Below are 20956 nucleotides of genomic sequence, written 5' to 3'. Positions count from 1 at the left end.
GTGACGGCAAGGCGTACCGCCGGCGCCTTCGACCTGGACAACGTCACCGGCGACGTCGTCATCCGCCACGCGGACGGCACCGAGTCCTTCACCCCGCTCGGCGAACCCGACACCGTCGAGAACCCCAAGCCCGGCGAGATCATCTACGCGGACACCACCGGCGTCCTGACCCGCCACTGGAACCACCGCGACGCCCACCGCACCCGCGTCACCGAGGACTCCACACACGTCGCCTTCATCCTCGAAACCCTCCACGCCACCCGTGACGGCGACCTCCTCAAGGTCGCAGCGGACGAACTCGAGGGCCTGCTCGCCCCGCACGCCGAACAGACCGCCGTGCACTACCTCAGCCCTGCACAACCTCAGGCCGCTTGACGAGCCACGTCAAGGCTGTGGCGTAGGAGTCAGCAGGCCGGGCGGGATCGCTTCTGCAGCCTAGTAGCCCCGGTCGACCCACTCTTGGAGATGCGGGGCCTCGGTGCCGATGGTGGTGTCCTCGCCGTGGCCGGTGCGGACCACCGTTTCCGGCGGCAGCACCCACAGCCGGTCGCGGATGGAACGGACGATGGTCGGGAAGTGGGAGTACGACCGCCCGGTGGCCCCCGGTCCGCCGGCGAACAGGGTGTCGCCGGTGAAGACGGTGCCCAGTTCCGGCGCGTGCAGGGAGATCGCTCCCGGCGTGTGTCCAGGAGTGTGCAGCACGGTCAGTTCGATACCGGCCACGCTGATCCGGCGCATGTCGGCGAGGTGGCCGTCCGGGTTCCGTTCCGGGTGGGTGTGTTTCCACAGCAGCCGGTCGTCGAGATGGATCAGGATCGGTGCACCGGTGGCGTCGGAGAGTGCGGGAGCGGCGTATATGTGGTCGTCGTGGCCGTGGGTGCACACGATGGCCTTGAGATGCCGGTCGCCGACGGCGGCCGCGATGGCGTCGGCGTCGTGGGCGGCGTCGATGACGATCACCTCTTCGTCGTCGCCCACGATCCACACATTGTTGTCGACGTCCCAGGTGCCGCCGTCCAGGCTGAAGGTGCCGGACGTGACCAGGTGCTCGATACGGGAGGCCGTCACAGCACGACCACGGAGCGGAGCACGTCGCCCTTGTGCATCCGGGCGAAGGCGTCCTCGACGCCGTCCAGGGCGATCGTCTCGCTGACGAACGCGTCGAGGTCCAGACGGCCCTGGAGGTACAGGTCGATCAGCAGGGGGAAGTCCCGGGAGGGCAGGCAGTCGCCGTACCAGGACGACTTCAGCGCCCCGCCCCGGCCGAAGACGTCGAGAAGCGGCAGTTCGAGCTTCAACTCGGGCGTGGGCACGCCGACGAGGACCACCGTCCCGGCCAGGTCGCGGGCGTAGAAGGCCTGTTTGTAGGTTTCGGGGCGGCCGACGGCCTCAATGACGACGTCGGCGCCGAAGCCGCCGGTCAGCTCGCGGATCGCCTCGACGGGGTCGGATTCGCGCGAGTTGACCGTGTGCGTGGCGCCCAGCCCCCGGGCGGTCTCCAGCTTGCGGTCGTCGATGTCCACCGCGATGATCCTCGCCGCGCCGGCCAGGTGGGACCCGGCGATGGCCGCGTCGCCGACACCGCCGCAGCCGATGACGGCGACCGAGTCGCCGCGGCCGACGTTGCCGGTGTTGATCGCGGCGCCGATGCCCGCCATCACGCCACAGCCCAGCAGACCCGCGGCGGCCGGTGCCGCGGCCGGGTCGACCTTGGTGCACTGCCCGGCCGCGACCAGGGTCTTCTCGGCGAAGGCGCCGATGCCCAGGGCCGGGGACAGCTCGGTGCCGTCGGTGAGGGTCATCTTCTGTCGCGCGTTGTGGGTGTCGAAGCAGTACCAGGGGCGACCGCGCAGACAGGCCCGGCACTGGCCGCACACGGCACGCCAGTTGAGGATCACGAAGTCGCCGGGCTCGACGTCGGTCACGCCTTCGCCGACCGTCTCCACGACGCCTGCCGCCTCGTGGCCGAGCAGGAAGGGGAACTCGTCGTTGATGCCGCCCTCGCGGTAGTGGAGGTCGGTGTGACACACGCCGCACGCCTGGATCCGCACCACCGCCTCCCCCGGCCCGGGGTCGGGGATCACGATCGTCTCGATGCCGACCGGCTCGCCCTTGGCCCGCGCGACGACGCCTCGTACCTGCTGGGACATTGCTGGTTCCTTCACTTTCCGCAGAGATGTTTGCGACGGAGCCGATGTCGACGGCTGTTCAGGCAGTCGGCTGGACGCGCAGGGGCAGGGACGCCCACGAGCGCAGGGTGTTGTTGGGGTGGCGGTGCGGTGTGCCCGCGAGTTCGATCCGCTCGATGCGGTCGGCCAGGGCGGTCAGCAACGCTTCGGCCTCGAGACGGGCAACATGCTGGCCGACGCACTGGTGCAGGCCCATGCCGAAGCCGACGTGGCCGGAGGGGTCACGGGTGAGGTCGAAGCGGTCTGGATCATGCCAACGGTCCGGGTCGCGGTTGGCCGCCCCGAGGAACATGAGGATCTTCGTGTCCTTGGGGACGATCGTGCCGGCGATGGTGACGTCGGTGGTCGCGGTACGGAAGAAGGTCTGCACCGGCGACTGCCAGCGGACCGCCTCGTCGAACGCGGCACGTGCCAACTCCGGCCGGTCCCGCAGTCGTTGCCACTCGCCGGGGTGGGTGGCGAAGGCGTACAGGCAGGCCGCCAGCCCGTGCACCGTGGTGTCGACGCCGGCCGTGAGCAGCGAACGCACCACCAACGGCGCCTGTTCGTACGTCAGATCGCCGCGGTCGGCGGCGGCCCAGATCTGCGCGCCGAAGCCGTCCTCGCTCAGCGCCTCGCGCCGGCACTGGGCGTTCACCCATGCGGACAACTCGGCCGTGCGGTGCGCGTCGGCCGCGACGAGATCGTTGCGCGGGCCGAAGGCGTTGAAGGCCATGTTGCCGTACGGCAGGAGGTTCTCCCGGCCGTCCGGGCCGAGGCCCACCGCGTCCGGGAAGGCCCGCAGCGGGAACGCCTCCGCCAGCGCGGTGAAGGCATCGAACTCGGTTCCCTCGGCGAGGACTTGATCGACGAGTTCCTCGGCCACGGCCGCCCACGACGCGCGCAGGCGGCGCAGGGCGGGCGGGGCCAGGATCTCGCGCAGGATCCGGCGCGGGGCGTCGTGCCGGGGCGGGTCGGCCTCCAGCAGCAGGCTCGGCGGCCGCCACGGCTTCTCGTGCCGGAAGTTGGCCAGGCCCACACCCGAGCCCGACTCGAAGCGCTGCCAGTCCACCAGAGCCGCGTGCACCTGCTCGTAGCGGGCCAGTGCATGGACGTCGTAGCGCGAGAGGTATACGACCGGACCGGCCTCGCGCAGGGCCTGGTGCAGCGGTTCGGGGTCCAGGAGGACCTCGTGGGCGAACGGGTCGGCGTCACTGACGGGCGGCACGACGGCACGCTCCAGTGCCTCAGTCATCACGGCTCCTTGGGGAAGTGAAGGATCTCAGAGGCCGGCCTCAGAGATCGGTTTCAGAGAGCGGTCTCAGAGAGCGAAGGAAGTCCAGAGAGTGGAGGGCACCTCAGAGATCGAGAACGAGACGGTCGCCGCAGGAGCGGGACACGCAGAGGAACATGCAGTCGTTCGCCGCGCGTTCATGGTCGGCCAGCACCGAGTCCCGGTGGTCCGGCTGCCCCTCCAGCACCGGTGTCAGACACGTTCCGCAGGTGCCCTGCTCGCAGGAGGACAGCACATCGGCTCCGGCGCGGCGCACCGCATCGAGCACCGAGACCTCCGGGGTGACGGTGACCGTGCGTCCGGTGCGGCGCAGTTCCACCTCGAACGGCGTGTCCCGCACCGGCGCGGTCTGCGCGGCGGAGGTGAAGCGCTCGACCCGCAGGGCGTACGGCGGCCAGGCGGCGCAGGCCGCTTCGACGGCGGCGAGCAGCGGGGCGGGACCGCAGCAGTACACCTTGGTGTCGGGGCGCGGGGTGCCCAGCCAGGTCGCGAGGTCCAGCAGCCCGAGTTCGTCCTGCGGGACGACGTGCACCCGCTCGCCGTAGGCCTCCGTCAGCTCCTCACGAAAGGCCATCGACGCCCGGGTCCGGCCGCCGTACAGCAACTGCCAGTCGGCGCCGAGCAGTTCGGCCTGGCGCACCATGGGCAGCAGCGGGGTGATGCCGATGCCGCCCGCGATGAAGAGATACTTCTCCGACGGCACGAGGGGGAAGTGGTTGCGCGGGCCGCCAACCCCGACCCGGTCCCCCGGCCGCAGCCGATCATGCACATACGCGGATCCGCCCCGGCCCGCGGGCTCCCTCAGTACGGCGATCCGGTAGGTGTGCGCGTCCCATCGGTCGCCGCACAAGGAGTACTGCCGGGTCGTCCCTTCCGGCAGCACCAGGTCGATGTGGGAGCCCGGCGTCCAGTCCGGCAGCCGGGCACCGTCCGGACGGGCGAGGGTGAGTGACACGACGCCCTCGGCGACGTCCTCCTTCACGGAGACCGTCAGAGTCGCCGCGTTTCCCGGCATCGACCGTCCTGCGCCGACGCCGGACCCGGCATCCGCAACCACGCTGCTTCCGACCACGTTGTCGCCTCCCGTCGTTGGGTTGCAGGCAGGATGCGGGGCGGCGACGGACGGTCGCGACGGCATTCTCAACCAGTGAGAGACGAACTTCCGCCGACTGTCATACGGCCGTTGCACTGCCGTCACGTGAGCCACCGGGATCCCGGCGCTGTCCCGAGGTGTCAGGGGCTCCCAGCGCACGGGAGATCCCGCGTGCCGCGGTCCGCACCACCGGCACGACGGACGTGGCCCCGGCCTCGTTGGGGACGATGACCGCCAGCGCGGCCACCACCTCACCGCGCGCGTCACGCACCGGCGCCGCGATGCCCAGGGCGTCCGGGTGCACGTACCCAGGGCAGTACGCGTACCCCCGCCGACGCACCTCGGCCAGCACGGCCCGCAGCCCCGCGGCAGTGGCGGGAGTGTTCGGGGTGTAGCGGTGCAGAGGCTCGTCGAGCATCCGCCGGCGCAGGTCCGCGGGCCCGTGGGCCAGGAGGACCAGACCGCTGGAGGAGGCATGCAGCGGAAGGCGGCCCGCGATGCGGGTGTAGTTGATGACCGCGCCCGGTGCCGTCAGCCGCTCCAGGAACAGCACCTCGTCGCCGTCCAGCACACCGAGCTGCACATGATGGCCGACGACGTCGTGGACGCCCTCCATGAACGGCATGGCCGCGTTGCGCAGCGACAGGGTGGGCGAGGCCCGTGTGGCGAGTTCCCACATGCGCATGCCGATACGGACCCGGCGGTCGGCGTCCCGGGTCAGGAACCCGTACGAGACCAGCTCGGCCACCAGCCGCGACCCCGTCGCCACGTGCAGCCCCGTACGGCGGGAGATCTCCGAGACGGTCAGGGCCGACTCCTCCGGCGTGAACGCCTCGAAAATCCGCACGACCCTTGCCAGAACCGACTCGCCGTTCTGTGTCCTCACCTCGCCATCATCGGATTCCTTCCAGACACGTCAACCCCACGGAAGGCGCCGTACGACCAGCTCGGCTGGCGCAGGACTCGGCTGCACCCGCATCCGCCGACGCAGCCGAGGGTGACCCCGGTCCCGGCGCGGCCCTAGACCGCGGCGAACCGGAGCTGCTCGACGACCTTGCCGCCCTCGCGCCGGGTGAAGGTGGCCGACCGCTTGCCCAGGTCCCCCAACACGACGACGACAGCCTGATCCGGGCGCCGGGGCGTGCCAACCGCGCCGCCTTCCAGGCCCAGCTCGGCGAGCAGCACCGAGTCGGCCGCTCCATCCGGCGGCGCAGCACGGTCTCGGTCCGCAGCGTGCTGGTACCGGCACGCCATGCGGGCCGGTACCAGCACGGACAGGCACCGGACGCTCGGCTGCGCGGTAAGGGCCGGCCGCGGCCGGCCTTCACGCATCGAGGCCGGCAGCGACCTCAGGGCCAGGACCCGAGCACGTGGTCCCGTCGGCCACGGGAGGGCTCGCTTCGCCGGGTCCGGCGGCCATGCGGCGGCTCGCTTCGCCGAGTCCGTCGGCGAGTGCCCGCACCTGGTCGGGCGTGAGCACATCGATGAGCAGTTCCCGGACCAGGCCCACATGGCCGGGCGCCGCCCGCTCCAGCAGAGCCATGCCCTCGTCGGTGAGAACGGCGTAGACCGCACGCTCGTCACTCGGACAGGAGCGCCGGCGCACCAGCCCGGCCTTCTCCATCTGCCCGATCTGATAGGTCAGCCCGCTCTTGGAGTTGACCAGGGCGCAGGCCAGTTCGGCCATCCGCAGTTCCCGGTCCGGAGCCCCGCTGAGCCGGGCGAGGATCTCGTACTGCAGGCCGGACAGGCCGAAATCGCGCTTGAGCCGCTGCTCCAGGTGCCGGTACAGCAGCGCGTGCGCGGTGGTGAAGGCCGTCCAGGCACGCTTCTCCTCCTCGTTCAGCCATCGCGTATGACCCACGTCACACCTCTCGCAGTTGTTCAAATTGGAACTCCATCCTATATCGTCAATGGCGCGTTCAAATTTGAATCACCTAACGCCACGGGAGACGCCATGACCACCAGCACCGCCGCCGCCACCGCCACCGCCACCGTCCGCACCCAGGTCCGCATCCCGCTGCGCTTCTCCGACGGCTACCAGGTGACGGCCGAGGTGGTCACCTTCGACGGCCTGGCCGACGGCGCCGAGCACGTCGCCCTGATCCTGGGAGACCCGGCCGCCACTGCCACCCCGCTGGTGCGTCTGCACTCCGAATGCCTCACCGGTGACGTCTTCGGCTCCGCGCGCTGCGACTGCGGACCCCAGCTACGCGAGGCCACCGAGCGCATCGCCGACACCGGAGGCGTCCTGCTCTACCTCCGCCAGGAAGGCCGCGGCATCGGCCTGTACAACAAGCTCGACGCCTACGCCCTGCAGGACCAGGGCCTGGACACCTACGAGGCCAACCTGGCCCTCGGCCTGCCCGAGGACGCCCGCGACTACACCGCCGCCGCCCAGATGCTCACCGCCCTCGGCATCACCGAACTGAATCTGCTCACCAACAACCCCGACAAGGCACGGCAGCTGGGCGACCTCGGCATCTCGGTCACCCGGACCGTCCCCACGGGCGTGCACACCACGCCCAGCAACCTGCGCTACCTGCACGCCAAGGTCCAGCACACCCACCACACCATCGCCCTCGCGCCGGTGCCGAGCCTGGCCGGCTGACCCTCGCAACAGACACGTCGGACACTCCCATGACCGCACATCCGCATGTGGTGCTCTCCTGTGCGATGTCCCTCGACGGCTACCTCGACGACGCCGGCAACCAGCGCCTCGTCCTGTCCAACGCCGAGGACCGGTAGCGGGTGGACGCCCTCCGGGCCTGGGCCGATGCCGTCCTCACCGGGGCAGGCACACTGCGCTCGGACAACCCCCGTCTCCGGGTACGCTCCATCCGCCGACGCGCTGAACGCCGCTCACGGGGGCGATCGGCGTCCCCCGCGCGAGTCGTCCTGACCGCATCCGGAGACATCGACCCGCATGCCGCCTTCTTCGCCGAGGACGGCACCGACCGGCTCTGGCCGCCCGCGACATCCTCGGCGTCAACCTCGGCAACCGTCCCACCGCCGAGACGCTGACGACACTCGCCGAACTCGCCGCCACCCGGGAACTGCGCGTCCGCATCGACGCGGAAGTCCCGCTCGCCGACGCCCCGGCCATCGTCGCCAAGGCCCTCGCCGCCCACGCCACCGGAAAGACCGTCATCGTCCCTTGACGACGCCGTCACGAGGCTCGGACGCGCGGACGGAGGGCGGGCGACTCTCGGCCCTCTGCCCGCCGTGGTGGACGCCGATCCGCCCTGGCGGCGAATCGGCTTTCCCCGGCCCTGCTCCGCAGGAGTCCGTTTCCTCCCCCGCTTGAAGGCGGGGGTATTCACGGAGGAACCCTGATGAACCGAACGGCACAGGCTGTGCGTTTCGACCGGTACGGCGATCGTGACGTGCTGTACGTCACCGATGTCCCGATGCCCGAGCCAGGGCCCGGGGAAGTCGTCGTCGAGGTCCGTGCCGCCGGCATCAACCCCTTCGACACGATGATCCGCTCCGGGGTGATCCGAGATCTGTTCCCAGTGGACTTCCCCTCCGGCCAGGGCAGCGACCTCGCCGGGGTCGTCGTGGCCGTCGGTGCCGGGGTGGACGGGTTGGCCGTCGGCGACGAGGTTCTGGGCTGGACGCCGGTTGCAGGCACACAGGCGACGCATGCGGCTGTCCCTGCGGACCGGTTGGTGGCAAAACCGCCTCAGGTGAGCTGGGAGGCAGCGGGCTCCCTGCACATGGTCGGCGCCACGGCCTACGCGGCCGTGCGCGCCGTCGCTCCCCAGCCCGGGGAGACGGTCGCGGTGTCCGCCGCCGCGGGCGGGGTCGGTTCGTTCCTCGTGCAGATGCTCACCGCTCGGGGCGTGCGCGTGCTCGGCATCGCCTCGTCGGCCAACGCCGAGTGGCTGGACAAGCACGGTGTCATACCGGTGTCGTACGGAGAAGGCCTTCGGGAGCGTCTCCAGCAGGCGGCGGGAGCGGGCGGAATCGAGGCGTTCATCGACCTCTACGGGCCGGAGTACCTCGACCTCGCGGTCGCTCTCGGCATCAAGCCGGACCGCATCCAGACGACCGTCGCCATGGAACGTGCGGCGGAAATCGGCGCCAAGACCGACGGCCGCCACAACGCGACCGCACGCGAGATCCTGGTGGAGCTCGTCGATCTCGTCGCCTCGGGTGCCGTCGAGCTTCCGATCGCCGCCACGTATCCGCTCGACCGCGTGGCCGACGCCTTCGGGGAGCTGGAGCAGCGGCACACCCGGGGCAAGATCGTCCTGATCCCCTGACCGAGGCCGAGAGCGAGCCCCGGAGTGACCGTCCGGCCCTCCGGGACTCCCTGGTCGTCATGTCACCCGGCGTTGAAGCGGTACGACCCCGCCCGGGCCCGGTAGACCTTGTAGGCCGCACCGCCTGAGGTGTCGTCACGGACGAACGCGACGCCCCGGGGCGCGGTGACGGGCTTGTCCTGGGTGGGGACCCAGATCTCGGCCTCCGTGTTGTACGGGATGGTGACCGCGAGGTCGATCCTGCCGTCCGGGCGGCGGTGCCATTCCGAGGACACCTTGCCGCGCACGGTTTCGATGGAGGCGCTGACGTGGTCGAGGGTCGCGGGTGACAGCTCGGTGTCCTGCGTGTCCTTCGGGACTCGGCTGTTGACCGCGGCCGAGGGGATGTACGGACGGATGCGCAGCGACTCGTAGGCGGTCGAGGTCGGCTTGATGCCGGCCAGGCTCTGGTAGAACCAGGTGGCCACGTTGGAGCGGTAGTGGTGGTTGACCGAGAGCCTGTCGTTCCACTGCTCCCACAGCGAGGTGGCACCCCTGGCGATCTGGTGGACGTAGCCGGGCATGCCGGTCTGCGTGACGGCCTTCAACGCAACGTCCGTGTAGCCGTACTCGCTGAGGATGTTGAACTCGTAGCGTGAGCCGTACATGTCGTTCTGGATGTGCTGGTCCGCGGCCACGATGCGGTCGGCGAGCAGCTTGGCGAGGGCCTTCTTGTTCTCGGCGAGCGTCTTCGTGCCCGCCAGGTGGCGTGGGTCGTCGTGGTTCAGGTCCGAGCCGGGTACCAGGTCGAAGGCGATGGCCATGGCGTTCTCGCTGGAGATGCTGCCCTGGGTGAAGTAGCCCTTGGACGTGTCCCAGTAGTTCGCGATGAACGCCTTGCGGAGGGTCCGCGCCAACTTCGCGTAGTGCGCGGCGCGTTCGGTACGGTCGAGCCCCCGGCCCACCTCGTCCATGTAGTCGCAGAAGTGGATGTAGAAGGCGAGGCTGATGACGGCGTTGTTGCCGGGGCTCTCGGCGCCGGAGTAGGCGCCGAGGGAGGCTTCGAACTTGAAGTCGTTCTCGGCGGTGAACAGCGTCTCGTAGTACTTCAGGAGCCTGTCCTGGTGGTCGTAAAGCTCCTCGAACAGGCTGCTGTTGCCGTAGTACGTGTACAGCTCCCACGGCATGACGAAGTACGCCGAGTCCCAGGCGGGCACCGCCTTCCACGCGGCGTTCCAGCCGGGGGTGTGGTCGTAGCCGAATCCGCCCTTGCCGAGGGGGACGATCATGGGGAGCTGACCGGTGGAGATCTGGTTGTCGGGGAAGTGGCGCAGCCAGTTGGTGAAGACGGCGTTGACGTCCCAGGTGAGGGACTCCGACTCGGAGCTGGCCATGGCGTCGCCGGTCCAGCCGTTCTTCTCCCGTGACGGGGTGTCGGTGGGCTTCTGGACGAGGTTGTTCTGCTCGGCCCACTCCAGGTTGCGCTGGAGGCGGTTGAGCAGGGCGTTGTCCGTGGTGAAGGTGCCGGTGCGGGCGAAGCCGGTGCGGGCGACGTCGACGGTCAGCAGGTCCGCGTCGCGGGTGAGGTCGGGGGCTCGCCCGAGGACCGCCTCGAGGTTCATGACTTCCAGGTAGCGGAAGCCGAAGTGGCTGAACTGCTGTTCCCAGGTCTGCGTCGACCGCCTGCTGAGGGTGTAGTAGTGCGTCTGGAGATTGGCGTCGTGCTGGAAGTTCTCCTCCTCGACGGAGAGCGGGGAGGCGGCCGTGCCATCGCCGGCGACGATCCGGTTGCCGCCGCGGAGCCGCAGGGTGAGGCCCTCCTTGTCGGGGCGTATGCCGGTGAGCTGCAGGCGGACGAAGCCCGTCAGGATCTGGCCGTAGTCCAGGACCCAGATCCCCGAGCCGGGCGCCGTCTCGGTGATCGAGACCGGGCGCAGCGTCTGGTTGACCAGCACCGGCTCCGCCTCGTGGGCCCGTACGACGGCAGGCTTGAAGCCCTCGGGAACCGTCGTGGCCGGCAGCGCGCCGTGGTGCTTCGGCGAGGGGCCTGCGCAGCTGCCTGGCTGGATCAGCACGGTGGCCGGGCGCCAGTCGCGGCCGGTCCTGTAGCCGGGCGAGCGCCACTCCCCCAGCTGGTCCGCGCGCCGGGCGTCGTACTTCTCGCCCGAGTAGACGGAGTCGAACGTCGTGGGCCCGTCCGCGCTGAGCCAGTTCTCGTCCGTGACCAACGTGGTGGCGGAGCCGTCGCTGTAGGTCACGACGAGCTTCGCGCGCAGGCGGGGCTGGCCGGCGTAGGGGGCGAGCTGCCAGTACCACTCCTGGGGCGTCGTCACCCCGTACCAGCCGCGTCCGAGCTCGGCCGCCACGACGTTCTCCCCGTCGGTCTCCAGCAACGCGGTGACGTCGAAGGTGTCGTACAGGACCGTACGGTCGTAGGTGCTCTGGTCGGTGAGCAGCCGGGGCACCTTGGTCCCGTCCTGCGCTGCCCGCTTGCCGTCGACGGTGATCGGGTCGCCGTTGACGGTGAAGGTGACATTGCCGGCGGCGCTCAGGTGCAGACGGGCCTTGGCGATGCTGCGCCCTCGGGGCAGGGTGAACGCGCGGCGCAGCACCGGTGCCGGGGTGGCGATCGGCAGCACGGCGTTCTCCTGTGCCGAGGCACAATGCTTTGGTCGCAGGAACGTCGTCAGTCGGGCTTGGACGCCCACGCCGTCTCGACCGCGTCCGCGAGTGCCTCCCCCTTGGCGAATCCGTAGTACGCGGCGAACTGCAGCACGATCTCGTCCATTTCCACCTTGGTGAGGTCACCTGAGTGGAGCGCGGCGGTGACATGTGTCTGCAGCGGGACGGGCGAGTCGTCGAGGGCGACGCTGGCGACGGTGACGATCCGACGCTCCCGGCGGGTCAGCCCGGGCCGCTGCCAGACGTGCCCGAAGACGAAGTTGAGGATGCCGGCGTGCCGGTACGGCGAGTTCGTGGGCGGTGCGGGCATGAGGTTGACGTCGATGAACTCCTCCACACCGCGCTTGAGCCGCTCGTCCCACACGCCGGGGCCGAGGGTGTCGTTCGGCAGCTGCGGCCACGGCGGGGTCTCCTCACCGCGCTCGCGGTGGACGCGGTCCCACTGCCGGGCGATCGCGCCCTCCAGGTGGGACGCTTTGGGCCACCCGCAGTACACCGCGAAGTGCAGGACAAACTCCAGCAGGGCCTCGAGCTTGATGTCGCCGCTGGCGAGTGCCGCATGGACGTGCTCCTCGATGGGCCCGGGGGAGTCGGCGGCGGCCACGCACGTCAGCGTGACCCATCGCCGGTCCCGGCGGCTCAGTCCGGGACGCGACCACACCTCGCCGAAGAGGTAGTCACGTGAGGCCCGGCCGAACGGGGTGGTCGCCGCGGGTGGTTCGGCGGTGGCCATGACCTCGGTCACGGTCCGTGCCGCGTGGGTGCCGTCCATGGGTGCCTCCTGAGGCCCGGGTTCGGGATGTCCTCATGCGCGGATGAAGACGTTCTTGGTCTGGAGGAACTCGTAGAGGCCCTCCTTGCCGCCTTCGCGGCCGTAGCCGCTGTGCTTGTAGCCGCCGAACGGGGCGCCCGGCGGCTGGCCCGAGGCACCGTTGACGAGCACGGTGCCCGACTGGAGCAGGGGCACGATGCGCTGCACCCGCGACACGTCACGGGTCTGTACGGCGGTGCCGAGGCCGTAGGGCGTGGAGTTGGCCAGCTCGACCGCCTCGTCCTCGCTGTCGAAGGGGATGACCGACAGCACCGGGCCGAACACCTCCTGCTGGCCCACCTCGCTGTGCGGGTCCACGTCGGCCAGGACCGTCGGTTCGATGAAGTAACCGTCACGGATCTCCGGTGCCAGCGCCGATGGGTCGGCGGGGCGGCCACCGACGACCACCCTGCTGTCCTTGGCCGCCCGTTCGATCATGCCGAGGATGCGCTCGTGGGCCGTCTTGCCGATGACCGGGCCGAGTGCCGTGCCCTGGTCGAAGGGGTCCCCGACGCGCAGCGCGGCCGCCGCCTCGGCGGTGGAGCGGACCACCCGGTCGTAGACGTCGCGGTGGACCAGCATGCGGGTGGTGAGGTTGCAGCCCTGTCCGGAGAGGGTGTAGCAGGACCGGACCGTCTCCGCGACGGCCGCGTCGAGATCCGCGTCGGGGAAGACGACGTTGGCCGTCTTGCCACCCAGTTCCAGCAGGACCGGCTTGAGGGTGTGGCGGGCCGCGTCGAGGATCTTCTTCGCGGTCGGGATCCCTCCGGTGAAGGAGATCTTCGCGACGTCGGGGTGGCGGACCAGCCGGTCGCCGGCCTCGGGGCCGCCGGGCACGATGTGCAGCACTCCGGGCGGGAGCCCGGCCTCCAGGGCGATCTCGGCGAACCGGGCCACGGTGAAAGGGGCCAGGTCGGGGGACTTGACCACAACGCAGTTCCCGGCGGCGAGCGCGGGAGCGATCTTCATGCCGACCGACATGATCGGACCGTTCCAGGTCAGGATGATTCCGATGACCCCGTACGGTTCCGGGACGGTGTAGTCGAGGCCCGGGACCATCCGCGGGCTCGGCGGAATCGTCGCGCCCTCGATCTTGTCGGCCCAGCCTGCGTAGTAGCCGAACCATCCTGCACACAGGTAGGCCAGGGCCGCGGACGTCGTGAACGGGACGCCGAGTTCGAGGGTGTTGAGCCGCCCGAGCTCGGGGACGCGCTCCCGCATCAGTTCCTCCACGCGCTGGAGGATGCGTCGGCGTTCGTCCGGGGACATCGCCCGCCATGAGGGAAAGGCTGCTTTGGCCGCGGCGACGGCTGCGTCGACCTCCTGCGGTCCGCTCAACAGTACGGTGCCGTTCGCACGGGCGGTCGCGGGGTTGATGTGGTCCATCTGGCCGGCTGACGTCCGGTCGAGCCAGGTGCCGTCGACGAGGGGGCCGGTGGTGCCGAGGTCGTGGGACACGGTTGTGGAGGAAGTCATGTCGGTTCCGCCTTGTTCTCGTCCGGATGGGGCGGTGCGCGGGAGCCGCCGTTCATGGGGCGTCCGCGCCGTGCGGCGCGGCGGACGGGTCCGACACGCGATGGGTGCGGTGCTCAGGGCGCCAGAGGCTCGTCCAGTGCCGACAGGGTGTGCGCGGCGAGGTCCGCGAGCGTCTGGGGCCGGGGGTTTTCGGCCGTATCGGCGACGTCGAGCATGATGCCGACGTCCTTGCGCAGCAGCGGCAGGGCCTGGCGCAGCCCGGCGGTGTTGAAGCCCGACGCGGCCAGAATGGCCGCCGCCCGGCTGCCGCCGCTGCCGTGCGCCAGCACCTGCGCTACCGCGGCGCGGTCCATGCCGAGACCGTCGGCGAAGGAGAAGGTGTCCAGTGACAGGCCGACCTGCGCGGTGAACACCAAGTTGTTGAGCACCTTGGCGAGTTGGCCGGTGCCCAATGGGCCGAGGTGGATCACCGGGTCGGCGAAGGTCTCGAACACCGGGCGGCAGCGTGCGACGTCGGGCTCCTGTCCGCCGGCCATCACCAGGAGCCTGCGTTCCGTGGCGGCACCGCCCCCGCCGCTGACCGGGGCGTCCACGACGGCGACCTCGCGCTTGGCGGCCTCGTCGGCGATGTGCCAGCAGGTGTCGGGGTGAATCGTCGAGTGGATGGCGACGACTCCACCGGGAGCCATGCCCGCCAGGACGCCGTCGGGCCGTAGGAGCACGTCCTCGACGTCGGCGTCGGCGACGACGCACAGGCACACGATGTCGCTCGCGGCCCCCAGCTCGGCCGGTGTGGCGGCCACGGTGGCAGCGGTGTCGGCGAACGCATCCGTGGACGCGCGGCGACGTGCCCACAGCGTCAGGGGAAACGACTCCTCCGTGATGCGGCGGGCCATCGGCGCACCTTGGCTGCCCAGCCCGATGAAGCCGACTCGTGTCATGGATGTCCCTTCCTCTGCGCGCCCTTTCGGATGCTCCGGCCCGTGCGTGGCAGGGATATGCCGGTCACAGCCGCGTGACCCAGCCGCCGTCGACGCTGATCGCCTGACCGTTGATCCACTCGCCGGCAGGGGAGGCCAGCAGGAGCAGCGTGCCGAGCAGGTCTTCCGCGGGCGCGGACTTCTTGCCCGGGATCGACGCCGCCAGCGCGGCGCGTGCGGGATGGTCGGCCGGCAGGCTGCGCAGGCCCGGTTCGTTCTCGACCAGGCCGGGCGCGATGGCGTTGACGTTGATGCCCAGCGGGCCGAGCGAGCGTGCGAGGCCGACGGTGAGGTTGACCAGGGCGAGCTTGCTGATCCCGTAGACGCCTCCGCCCATGAAGGCGCCGGCGGACACCTGGTTGATGATCCGTCCGCCGCCGCGCTCGGCCATCGACGCCTTGACTGCTCCCGCGCACACGACCGCGCCGAACACGTTCACGCGCATGACCCGGTCGAACCAGTCCATGGGCAGGTCGAGGATGTCGACCTGGGGGATCTCGGCCATGAGCGCGGCGTTGTTCACCAGGATGTCGATGCCGCCGAAGGCGGCGGCCGTCTTCTTGGCCATGTCGGCCGCCGAGGCGCGGTCGGTGATGTCGACCTGCACGCCGAGCGCGTGCAGACCATCGGAGGCCAGGGCCGAGGCGGCGCTCTCGGCGCCTTCGCCGTTGAGATCCGCCAGTACGACGGCGGCGCCGGCCTCGGCCAGCGCCCGGCCGTAGACCTGGCCGATGGCGCCGGCACCGCCGGTGACGACGGCGACCTTGCCGTCCAGGCGAAGCCTGTCGAGTGTGCTGCTCATGGGACGTCCTTCGTCAGACGGGACAGGTAGGCGTCGACATCACGTCCGCGCTCGCGAAGTTCGTCGGCGGCCTCCTGTGCGGTGAGTATGAGGAAGCGGTTCTGCGTGACGCCGTCGGCGACGAGTTCACCGACCGAGTCGGCATCGAGGACAGGGAAGCTCGGCCCGCGGGGCGGCGCCGGCTGCCCGTAGAAGGCGATCTGCTCGACGATGTTGGTGGCCACGCCGGCCGGGCACAGGCACGAGACGCCGATGCCGCGCGGGCGCAGGTACAGCGCGAGCGCCTCGGACAGCCCGACGACCGCATGCTTGGTCGCGGTGTACGGCAGTCGGTCGAATCCGTAGGGCAACAGGCCCGCCGTGGAGGCGGTGTTGACCACGTGGCCCGCCCCCTGCTCCAACAGGACCGGGAGGAACACGAGGTTGCTGCGCACCACGCTCAGCAGATTGACGTCGACGACGCGTTGCCACGCGTGGAGGGGGATGTCCTCGACGGGGCCGACGGCCAGGATCCCGACGTTGTTCATGATCAGGTCGATGCGGCCGAAGTGGTCGAGGGCCAGGTCCCGGACCGCTTGCAGGTCGTCGAGGCTGGTGACGTCGCACACCGTGGCGACGCCGTGGGAGCCGAGTTCGTCGGCGACGGAGTGCGCCCGCTCGCCGACGAGGTCGGTGACCACCACCCGCGCGCCGCGCCGGGCGAAGGCGTGGGCGGTGGCGCGGCCGATCCCGCTGCCGGCGCCGGTGATCACCGCCACGGCGTTGTGCAGATCGATGCTCATCGGACGGTCCTTCCTCTGCTCGCCGATGGGAAGGCGGATGCTCACGGGTGGAGCGGCAGGGCCAGTGCCGGCAGGTCGGTCTCCCCGGCCACGGACGATGTCGCCGGGGACACGGGGGCTTCGAGGAAGCCGACCAGGCCGTCGAGCAGGTCCCCGACATGAACGGCGAACGGCAGCACGTTCCCACCGCGTTCACGGGTCCGCTCGCGTTCAGACGCGGCGTGCACGCCGAACGCCAGGGCCTGTGCGATGCGGTGGCTGCGCAGGGGTTCGGGAATGTGCCCCAGCAGCGCGCCGACGCGCTCGACGAAGTCGGTCGTGGGCCGGCTCAGCTCGCCGGGGAGACGCTCGAAGACGTCCCTGCGGCCGTACTGCTGCAGCATCGCGACGAAGCTCAGGTAGTGGCTGCCCTCCTGCTCGCCCTGTTCCAGGATCGGCAGGATGTGGCACTCCACCCACGACCTGAGGTCGTCCGGGCGCCGACGGGCGACCAGCAGCCTGCGTCGCTCGTTCAGGCCCGGCAGACGGTACTCGAAGATCTCCTGGACCAGGCGTTCCTTCGAGCCGAAGTGGTACTGGACTGCCGTGTTGTTGCCGTTCCCGGCGGCCGCGCTGATCTGGCGCAGGGACGCCCCGTCGAGGCCATGCTCGGCGAACAGGCGCTCGGCAGCCAGGACGATCTGCTCCTTCACGGACGGTTGCACCACGACACCGAACCCCTTGGAGAGTGACGTTTCACATGATCGAGAACGGAATTTCCGTCTTACGGCGGGCATCGAATCACGCCACATCGGCGAAGTCAACTGCCTTAGCAATCAGGCAGGTGCGCGATCCGGGCGTTCAACGATCCCGCCGTATGCTCTCGGCGGACGCATGGCGAGAAGGCCGACAGCACCATCCGTCGGCGCACGGCTGACTGCTTTCGGCGCACGCGTTTCCCTTCTCAAGGGGACTACCGAACGACGGGCCCGGAAAGAATCAGGCCGGGGCGGTACGGAATGCGATGTCCCATGAGCCGCCCGGCCCCACGTTCATGACTCCGGCGGAAAGATCGCTTTCCCGGTGTCCGCGTCGGCGATGGAGATCGCCTCGATCGGGCAGGACTCGGCGACTTCGAGGACCTCCTCCGAGGCGGGCAGGGTCTCGGAGGTCGCGCGACCCTGTCCGCGTTCGTCGAGTTCGAACTCCTTCGGCGCGGAGGCCGCGCACAGCCCCGTACGGACACACACCCGCGGGTCGACCGTGACTTTCCAACGATCCGTCATCATCAGGCTCCTCAGCCGCTCAGCTCCTCAGGCTCCTCGGATGACGAGCGGCAGCGTCTTCCAGCCCCTCACGGTGGAGGTCTGGGCCAGCTCCGCGGCGTCCCAGTCCACCTCCCAGTCCGGGAAGCGCCGCAGGATCTCCTCCGCCGCCACCTTTCCTTCCAGACGGGCCAGCGCGGCACCCAGGCAGTAGTGGGCGCCGACGCCGAACGACATGTGCTGGGAGACCCGGTGGATGTCGAACCGGTCGGGGTCGTCGAAGCGCCGGGGATCGCGGTTGGCGGCGGCCTGGATGAAGAGGATGGCGCTGCCGGCCGGCACGGTGCCGCCGTGGAACTCCACGTCCTTGGTCACATAGCGGGCGGTGAACGGACCGGTCGGCTCGAAGCGCAGGATCTCCTCGATGGCGTTCGGGATGAGGGAGGGGTCGGCGACCAGTTCCCGCCGGGTCTCGGGGTAGCGGGCCATCAGCGCGCCGAACCAGCCGATCAGGCGTCCCGTCGTCTCGTTGCCTGCGCCCGCCACCACCGAGCAGTAGGTGAGGACCTCCTCGTCGGTGAGCGTGCGCCGCTGCCCCGTCTCGTCCTCGAACTCGGCGGTCATGAGCTCGGTCATGAGGTCGTCGGAGGGGTGCTTCTTGCGCCACTCGAGGTACTCCTGGAAACCCTCGGTGATCAGGATCTCCTCGTGGTCGATCCGGCCGCCGTCCTCGGTTTCCAGGGCGGCGTCCGTGCGGTCGCGGTAGGTCGGCTGGTCGGCTTCCGGGATACCGAGGAGCATCCCGATCACCCGCATCGGCATCTCGGCGCCGACGGCCTCGACGAGGTCGAACCGCTCGGCGCCGGCCACGGGTTCCAGCACGCGCTCGCAGAAGGCCCGGATCTGCGGCTCCAGTTGGGCGATCCGGCGCGGGGTGAAGAGGCGGGCGAGCAGCCGACGGTGGATGTCATGGACGGGCGGATCCTCGAAGATCAGGGTGCCCGGCGGAAGCTCGATGTTGGCCTGGATGATCTCGAGGATGTCGCCGCGCGCGGAGGAGAAGGTCTGCCAGTCGGCGAGGCCGCGCTGGCAGTCGGTGTACCGGCTGACCGCGTAGAAGTCGTGCCGGTCGTTGTAGTAGAGCGGGGCTTCCTCGCGCAGGCGGGCGTACAGGGGGTAGGGGTCGCGGGCGAGTGCCGCGTCGAAGGGGTCCCAGTAGACGGGCTCGGCGGTGGTCATTTCAGCATGGCTCCCGCGTCGATGGTCATCGTGGCTCCGGTGACGAAGCGGCCCTCGTCCGAGGCGAGGTAGAGGACCGCGTTGCTGATGTCGCGCGGCTCGACCCAGGGGGTGGGCAGCAGGTGCATGCCCTGCGAGACGGCGGCGAAGTCGTCGACGGTGGGGTTCTCCAGGTCCGGGCGGAACATCCGGTACGTCTCCTCGTGCATCACCATCGGCGTGTTGACCTGGGTGGGATGGAGCGAGTTGACGCGGATGTTGTGCTCGCCCAGCTCCCAGGCGAGCGTGCGCATCAGGCCTACGACACCGTGCTTGGCGGCGATGTAGTGCCCGATGTTCGCGTGGCCGCGCAGACCGCCGACGGAGCTGGTCAGGATGACCGAGCCGCCCCTGCCGCCCGCGATGATGTGCGGGACGGAGACCTTGGTGGTGAGCCAGACGCCGGTCAGGTTGACGTCGATCATGTCGCGCCAGGTCTTCTCGTCCATGACGTGGAGGCGCGCGCCGTCGCTGCCGAGGCCCGCGTTGGCGCAGACGATGTCCAGTCGGCCCAGCTGCGCCACACCGTCGTCCACGGCGGCCTTGAGCGCGTCGTGGTCGCGTACGTCCGCCTGTACGGCGACGATGCGCCGGCCCAGCTTCTGCACCTGGTTGACCGTCTCCTCCAGGTCCTCCGGAGTGGACATGGCGAACGTGACGCCGTCGAGTTGCTTGCAGACGTCGACGGCGATGATGTCGGCGCCCTCCTCGGCGAGGCGGATCGCGTGGCTGCGTCCCTGGCCGCGCGCCGCGCCGGTGATGAAGGCGACTTTTCCTTCGACTCGTCCGGGCATGGTGGTGTACCTCGTTCCTGGGTTGAAGGACGTGACAGGGCGTACTGAGGGCGTGCTCACGGTGCGGCGGACGTGCGCGGTCCGGTCACCGGTGGTGCCGACGAGTCACCGGTGGTGCCGTCGTCGGCCGAGCAGGCCGAGGGCGAAGATCAGCAGGGCGGCGGCAGCCGCGATCGGTGCGACGCGTTTGAGCGCTCCGGCGCCGGTGGCGTCGATGAGGTCGAGCGGGGCGGCAGGCGTGTGCCGGGCAGGGGCCGGGTGCTCGTCGCCGGGCATCCGTTCCGGTGAGCCGGCCGGGGCCTCCGGCGACATACCTGCGTCCGCCGCGCGGTACGCCGGGGCCTCGGGGGCGTTCGCGGCGAGTTCGGCGGCGAGGTTCTCGGCGAAGCGGTCCATCAGCGCTCCGGACACCTCGGCGAGCGTGCCGCGGCCGAACTGGGCCGGCTTGCCCGTGATGTTGAGCTCGGTCTCCACGTGTACGTCGGTGCGGTCGTCGCCGGCGTCGGTCAGGCGGCAGGTCACCAGGGCCTTCGCGGTCCCGTTTCCGCGCGCCTCCCGACCGCCCGCTTCCAGGACCACGATCCGGGCCTGCTCGTCGCGCGACAGGAAGGTGACGGTGCCGTTGTAGGTGAGACCGATCGGGCCCAGCTTGACCTTGATCCTGCCGCGGTGTTCGTCACCGTCGCTGGCCGTGAGGGTCGCGCCGGGAACGCAGGGCGCGACGCGCTCGACGTCGAGCAGGACCCGCCAGGCGTCCTCCACGGCGACGGGGATGCTGAGGGTGTTCTCCAGTTTCATGCCGGGCCTTCCGTCACGGTGGTACCCGCGGTGTCGGCGGCGGCCCGGACCGCGTTCACGATCCCCTGGTAGCCGGTGCAGCGGCACAGGTTCCCGGTCAGGGCCTCGCGGATCTCCTCGTCGGTGGGCTTGGGGTTCTCGGCCAGGAACGCGGTGACCGAGACGACGAAGCCAGGTGTGCAGAATCCGCACTGCAGGCCGTGGTGCTCGCGGAACGCCGCCTGGACGGTGGAGAGTTCACCGTCCGGCCCGGCGAGCCCCTCGACGGTCGTCACCTCCGCGTCGTGGGCCTGCACGGCGAACACCAGGCAGGCGCGGACGGCTTCCCCGTCGAGCAGCACCGTGCATGCGCCGCAGACGCCGTGCTCGCAGCCGAGGTGCGTGCCGGTCAGGCCGCAGTTCACGCGGAGGAAGTCGGCGAGGGTGAGCCGGGGCGGTACGCTCGCCCGGCGGCTGGTTCCGTTGACGCGTACGTGAATGTCGACGGTGTCCACGTCAGTCATGGAG

24 protein-coding genes are annotated in these 20956 nt (G+C 70.2%); 5 read left to right on the top strand and 19 right to left on the bottom strand.

The window, feature by feature from the left end:
- Positions 1 to 375: phenylalanine--tRNA ligase beta subunit-related protein (locus H1D24_RS37890; protein WP_258564649.1), on the top strand; the 375-nt coding region annotated here is incomplete at its 5' end.
- Positions 376 to 435: 60 nt separating this feature from the next.
- On the opposite strand, the gene H1D24_RS37885 is transcribed toward H1D24_RS37890, so the two are convergent.
- The 7 genes from H1D24_RS37885 to H1D24_RS37855 all read right to left on the bottom strand — a co-directional run bounded on the left by H1D24_RS37885 (position 436) and on the right by H1D24_RS37855 (position 6419).
- On the bottom strand, positions 436 to 1068 hold the full coding sequence (locus tag H1D24_RS37885) for an MBL fold metallo-hydrolase (protein WP_181662284.1): 633 nt from the start codon (positions 1066 to 1068) through the stop codon (positions 436 to 438).
- Entirely contained in the window at positions 1065 to 2150 is a 1086-nt protein-coding gene (locus H1D24_RS37880; RefSeq protein WP_181662283.1) for an S-(hydroxymethyl)mycothiol dehydrogenase, read from the bottom strand. Before H1D24_RS37880 ends, H1D24_RS37885 begins: the two co-directional genes overlap by 4 nt.
- 58 nt (positions 2151 to 2208) lie before the next feature.
- Positions 2209 to 3423, bottom strand: coding sequence for a cytochrome P450 (locus H1D24_RS37875; protein WP_181662282.1), 1215 nt, complete (start codon positions 3421 to 3423; stop codon positions 2209 to 2211).
- 103 nt (positions 3424 to 3526) lie between these two features.
- Positions 3527 to 4477, bottom strand: coding sequence for a PDR/VanB family oxidoreductase (locus tag H1D24_RS37870; protein WP_181662281.1), 951 nt, complete (start codon positions 4475 to 4477; stop codon positions 3527 to 3529).
- Between the two features lie 157 nt (positions 4478 to 4634).
- The gene (locus H1D24_RS37865) at positions 4635 to 5441 is read right to left on the bottom strand and encodes an IclR family transcriptional regulator (protein WP_181662280.1); all 807 of its coding nucleotides are present in this window, start codon (positions 5439 to 5441) and stop codon (positions 4635 to 4637) included.
- A gap of 134 nt (positions 5442 to 5575) precedes the next feature.
- Positions 5576 to 5827 carry a hypothetical protein gene (locus H1D24_RS37860; RefSeq protein ID WP_181662279.1) on the bottom strand — a complete coding sequence of 84 codons (252 nt, stop codon included), beginning with the start codon at positions 5825 to 5827 and terminating at the stop codon, positions 5576 to 5578.
- 52 nt (positions 5828 to 5879) lie between these two features.
- The gene (locus tag H1D24_RS37855; protein WP_181662278.1) at positions 5880 to 6419 is read right to left on the bottom strand and encodes a MarR family winged helix-turn-helix transcriptional regulator; all 540 of its coding nucleotides are present in this window, start codon (positions 6417 to 6419) and stop codon (positions 5880 to 5882) included.
- Positions 6420 to 6512: 93 nt separating this feature from the next.
- Between H1D24_RS37855 and H1D24_RS37850 the strand changes: the two genes are divergently transcribed.
- The 4 genes from H1D24_RS37850 (at position 6513) to H1D24_RS37840 (ending at position 8823) form a co-directional block, all read left to right on the top strand.
- A complete protein-coding gene (locus tag H1D24_RS37850; protein WP_258564648.1) occupies positions 6513 to 7166 on the top strand; it encodes a GTP cyclohydrolase II in 654 nt (217 codons plus the stop codon).
- Between the two features lie 140 nt (positions 7167 to 7306).
- Positions 7307 to 7579: a dihydrofolate reductase family protein gene (locus H1D24_RS44300; RefSeq protein ID WP_374064569.1), complete on the top strand. Its 273-nt coding sequence runs from the start codon at positions 7307 to 7309 to the stop codon at positions 7577 to 7579.
- Positions 7462 to 7716, top strand: coding sequence for a zinc-binding dehydrogenase (locus tag H1D24_RS44295; RefSeq protein ID WP_374064578.1), 255 nt, complete (start codon positions 7462 to 7464; stop codon positions 7714 to 7716). Before H1D24_RS44300 ends, H1D24_RS44295 begins: the two co-directional genes overlap by 118 nt.
- Before the next feature lie 174 nt (positions 7717 to 7890).
- On the top strand, positions 7891 to 8823 hold the full coding sequence (locus H1D24_RS37840) for an NADP-dependent oxidoreductase (protein WP_181662276.1): 933 nt from the start codon (positions 7891 to 7893) through the stop codon (positions 8821 to 8823).
- Positions 8824 to 8885: 62 nt separating this feature from the next.
- On the opposite strand, the gene H1D24_RS37835 is transcribed toward H1D24_RS37840, so the two are convergent.
- The 12 genes from H1D24_RS37835 to H1D24_RS37780 form a co-directional block, all read right to left on the bottom strand.
- Positions 8886 to 11441: a family 78 glycoside hydrolase catalytic domain gene (locus tag H1D24_RS37835; RefSeq protein ID WP_309484595.1), complete on the bottom strand. Its 2556-nt coding sequence runs from the start codon at positions 11439 to 11441 to the stop codon at positions 8886 to 8888.
- 47 nt (positions 11442 to 11488) lie between these two features.
- The gene (locus H1D24_RS37830) at positions 11489 to 12256 is read right to left on the bottom strand and encodes a carboxymuconolactone decarboxylase family protein (RefSeq protein ID WP_181662275.1); all 768 of its coding nucleotides are present in this window, start codon (positions 12254 to 12256) and stop codon (positions 11489 to 11491) included.
- A gap of 33 nt (positions 12257 to 12289) precedes the next feature.
- The gene (locus tag H1D24_RS37825; RefSeq protein WP_181662274.1) at positions 12290 to 13771 is read right to left on the bottom strand and encodes an aldehyde dehydrogenase family protein; all 1482 of its coding nucleotides are present in this window, start codon (positions 13769 to 13771) and stop codon (positions 12290 to 12292) included.
- 113 nt (positions 13772 to 13884) lie between these two features.
- Positions 13885 to 14712: an NAD(P)-dependent oxidoreductase gene (locus H1D24_RS37820; RefSeq protein ID WP_181662273.1), complete on the bottom strand. Its 828-nt coding sequence runs from the start codon at positions 14710 to 14712 to the stop codon at positions 13885 to 13887.
- Between the two features lie 64 nt (positions 14713 to 14776).
- Positions 14777 to 15553, bottom strand: coding sequence for an SDR family oxidoreductase (locus tag H1D24_RS37815; RefSeq protein WP_181662272.1), 777 nt, complete (start codon positions 15551 to 15553; stop codon positions 14777 to 14779).
- The gene (locus tag H1D24_RS37810; protein ID WP_181662271.1) at positions 15550 to 16335 is read right to left on the bottom strand and encodes an SDR family oxidoreductase; all 786 of its coding nucleotides are present in this window, start codon (positions 16333 to 16335) and stop codon (positions 15550 to 15552) included. The genes H1D24_RS37815 and H1D24_RS37810 overlap by 4 nt, the downstream gene beginning before the upstream one ends.
- Before the next feature lie 41 nt (positions 16336 to 16376).
- Positions 16377 to 17042 carry a TetR/AcrR family transcriptional regulator gene (locus H1D24_RS37805; RefSeq protein WP_309484594.1) on the bottom strand — a complete coding sequence of 222 codons (666 nt, stop codon included), beginning with the start codon at positions 17040 to 17042 and terminating at the stop codon, positions 16377 to 16379.
- 324 nt (positions 17043 to 17366) lie between these two features.
- Positions 17367 to 17603, bottom strand: a complete 237-nt coding sequence (locus tag H1D24_RS37800; RefSeq protein WP_181662269.1) for a ferredoxin — start codon at positions 17601 to 17603, stop codon at positions 17367 to 17369.
- A 24-nt stretch (positions 17604 to 17627) separates the two neighbouring features.
- Positions 17628 to 18818: a cytochrome P450 gene (locus H1D24_RS37795; RefSeq protein WP_181662268.1), complete on the bottom strand. Its 1191-nt coding sequence runs from the start codon at positions 18816 to 18818 to the stop codon at positions 17628 to 17630.
- A complete protein-coding gene (locus tag H1D24_RS37790) occupies positions 18815 to 19651 on the bottom strand; it encodes a mycofactocin-coupled SDR family oxidoreductase (protein ID WP_181662267.1) in 837 nt (278 codons plus the stop codon). The genes H1D24_RS37795 and H1D24_RS37790 overlap by 4 nt, the downstream gene beginning before the upstream one ends.
- Positions 19652 to 19756: 105 nt before the next feature.
- The gene (locus H1D24_RS37785; RefSeq protein WP_181662266.1) at positions 19757 to 20449 is read right to left on the bottom strand and encodes an SRPBCC family protein; all 693 of its coding nucleotides are present in this window, start codon (positions 20447 to 20449) and stop codon (positions 19757 to 19759) included.
- On the bottom strand, positions 20446 to 20952 hold the full coding sequence (locus tag H1D24_RS37780; RefSeq protein ID WP_181662265.1) for a (2Fe-2S)-binding protein: 507 nt from the start codon (positions 20950 to 20952) through the stop codon (positions 20446 to 20448). Before H1D24_RS37780 ends, H1D24_RS37785 begins: the two co-directional genes overlap by 4 nt.
- Between the last annotated feature and the right edge of the window lie 4 nt (positions 20953 to 20956).

The organism is Streptomyces himalayensis subsp. himalayensis (assembly GCF_013778455.1).
In the GTDB taxonomy this organism is placed as follows: domain Bacteria; phylum Actinomycetota; class Actinomycetes; order Streptomycetales; family Streptomycetaceae; genus Streptomyces; species Streptomyces himalayensis.
This window is presented reverse-complemented; position numbering and strand designations above follow the sequence as displayed.